The organism is Longimicrobium sp. (assembly GCF_036387355.1).
In the GTDB taxonomy this organism is placed as follows: Bacteria; Gemmatimonadota; Gemmatimonadetes; order Longimicrobiales; family Longimicrobiaceae; genus Longimicrobium.
In genome coordinates this window covers 1-2,235 of sequence record NZ_DASVTX010000255.1, presented here as the reverse complement: position 1 = coordinate 2,235, position 2,235 = coordinate 1, and the positions used below count along the sequence as shown (strand labels likewise).

General features: G+C 71.8%; 2 protein-coding genes. Both read right to left on the bottom strand.

Going from position 1 to position 2,235, the window contains the following annotated elements:
• Positions 1 to 651, bottom strand: a 651-nt coding sequence (locus VF665_RS11120; protein WP_331053501.1) for an ABC transporter substrate-binding protein, incomplete at its 3' end; no start/stop codon positions are given.
• A gap of 98 nt (positions 652 to 749) precedes the next feature.
• Positions 750 to 2,000, bottom strand: a complete 1,251-nt coding sequence (locus VF665_RS11115; RefSeq protein ID WP_331053500.1) for a GNAT family N-acetyltransferase — start codon at positions 1,998 to 2,000, stop codon at positions 750 to 752.
• Between the last annotated feature and the right edge of the window lie 235 nt (positions 2,001 to 2,235).

Sequence of the window (2,235 nt, the reverse complement as noted above, 5' to 3'; positions counted from 1 at the left end):
GCCCACCGGCCGCTGGCTGAAGGCGTTGAAGCGAAGCTGGTCCGCCGACACCCCGCCCAGGATGTGCTTGGGCACGGGAACCACCTCCAACAGCGCGTTCAGCGTGCTGGGGCCGGTGCGGTTCAGCTTGACCTCCACCGTCATGGGGTCCACCACCCGCGCGGATTCCACCCCGGCCACGTCCTGCAGCCGCGGCGAGGCCGTGACGGGGTCCTTCTGCCGCTGGATGGTGAACACCACGTCTTCGGCGGTCACCGGCTTGCCGTCGTGCCACTTGAGGTTGGGGCGCACGTGCAGGATCACCGTAGCGCTGTCGGGCTGCTCCCACTTTTCCAGCAGGTCCGGCGTGTAGCTCACCAGGGTGCTGTCGCGCCGCGCCAGGGCGCGGAACATGAGCCGCACCACCTGGAACGCCGGGTTGCTGTCGTAGGTGAGCGGGTTCAGGTCATCCGGCTCGCCCTCCGAAAGCACGATCAGCGTGCCCCCCGGAGGCCCGCCCGCAAAGGTCTTGTAGCCGCCCGGAGGCGCCGCGCCCCCCGCCGATCCTCCGCCCCCCTTGTCGCCGCCGCCCCCGCCGCACGCGGCCATCGCCGCCAGCAGCAGGAGCGTGCCCGCGAGCCCGCCGCGCCGCATCCATCCCATTCCCCGCATTGCACCTCCCCGGTTGTAGCGTCACCCCTCCACCCGCACGATTGCACTCTTTCAGTCGCGGGGATGACGACGGCGCGCCGCCCTCCCCCGCCCCGCGTTCAGAACCGGTCGAACATCCACGGCTTGGGCACGCTGAACGCCTGGTCCAGCCGCGGGATGAGCGCCGGCCGGTCGATGGTCGCCAGCCCGCCGGCCATGGCCTGCCACGGCGCCAGCGCGCCCACGAAAATGCGCGACAGCGTGTCGATGGGCAGGCACAGCGTTCCGTCCACGTGGCCGCCGGTATACGGCTCCACCTCCATGTGCCCCCCCTGGATGTGCACACGCCAGGGGCCGCGGTTTTCCGCGATCTGCTCGTCTTCCACCTGCAGCGCCAGCGTGAGCTCCTGCGTGCCCGCCAGCCGCCGCAGCCGCAGCGCGTCGGGCACGTCCAGCACGCGCAGCATGGGGCCGCGCAGCAGGGTGGCGGAGGGGAACCAGAGCCCCCAGCTGGGCGCCGAGAGCAGCGGCAGCCGCGGCTCGCTCAGCCGGTCGCCGAATCCTTCTTCCGGATGCGCGCGGTACACCACCTCGCGCCACTGGTCGCCCAGCGACGACAGCCAGGCGTAGATGCCGCGCTGGGCGCGCAGGGTGAGCCAGGCGCGCTCCTCCACCTCGATGAAGCGCCGGTCGATGGGGAGGTCGGCGCGGTAGCGCACAATGGCGTACCCCTCCGCCTCGCCGCTCTCGCCCCAGTACAGCACGGCGGCCAAGTCGTCGCGCTTCCAGCTCTTGCGCCAGTTGCGCTCCGTGCGGTCCAGCTGCCCGGTCTGCAGCCGCTGCGCCGCCTCGCGGTACACGGCGCGCATGGCGGCGTCGTCGGCCTCGCTGTCCACCATGCGCACCCGCATGCGCTCCTGCTTGTCGTCCGGCAGCAGCGCGGGGGGCACCTGGTACTGGTGCGCCTCGCCGGCCAGCCCGTACCCCAGGCTTTCGTAGAACGAGGCGCGGAACGGGTACAGGATGCTGGCCACGTCGCCGCGCTCGCGGGCGTGCTCAAAGCCGGCGATGAGCATGCGCGTGGCCAGCCCCCGCTTGCGGTGCGTGGGGGCGATGGCCACGGAGCCCAGCCCCATGACCGGCATCGCGACGCCGCTGATCCACTGCCGCATCCAGAGCAGCTGGCAGGCGCCGATCAGGCGGCCGCCATCCTCCGTGACCCACAGCGATTCCAGCCCGCCGTGCGGGCCGTTCACCAGAAAGTCCTCCCACCACTCGTGGCCGCGGTTGGGAGCGGGAAAGCTGTGCGCTTCCAGCCGGGCGACGTCGTCAATCTCTTCCGGGCGCGCCGGGCGGTACGTTTCGGTCACCCCTGATCTCCCGACGATCTCACGTGCATGGCTCCCGGTGGCGGCATGGCCCGCATTTCGCGGCTTGGGTACCCGTAAAAACTGCGCGGGCCCCGGCTTCGCGCCGATGCGTGTACCGTGCCATGCGCGCCGTTCGCGGCGGGCGGGCGCACAACCGCGAAAGCTCAGGATGCCACAGCCCCATCGCACGCCCCTTCGCCGCTGCGCGCTGCTCGCCGCGCTCGCCCTGACCGTT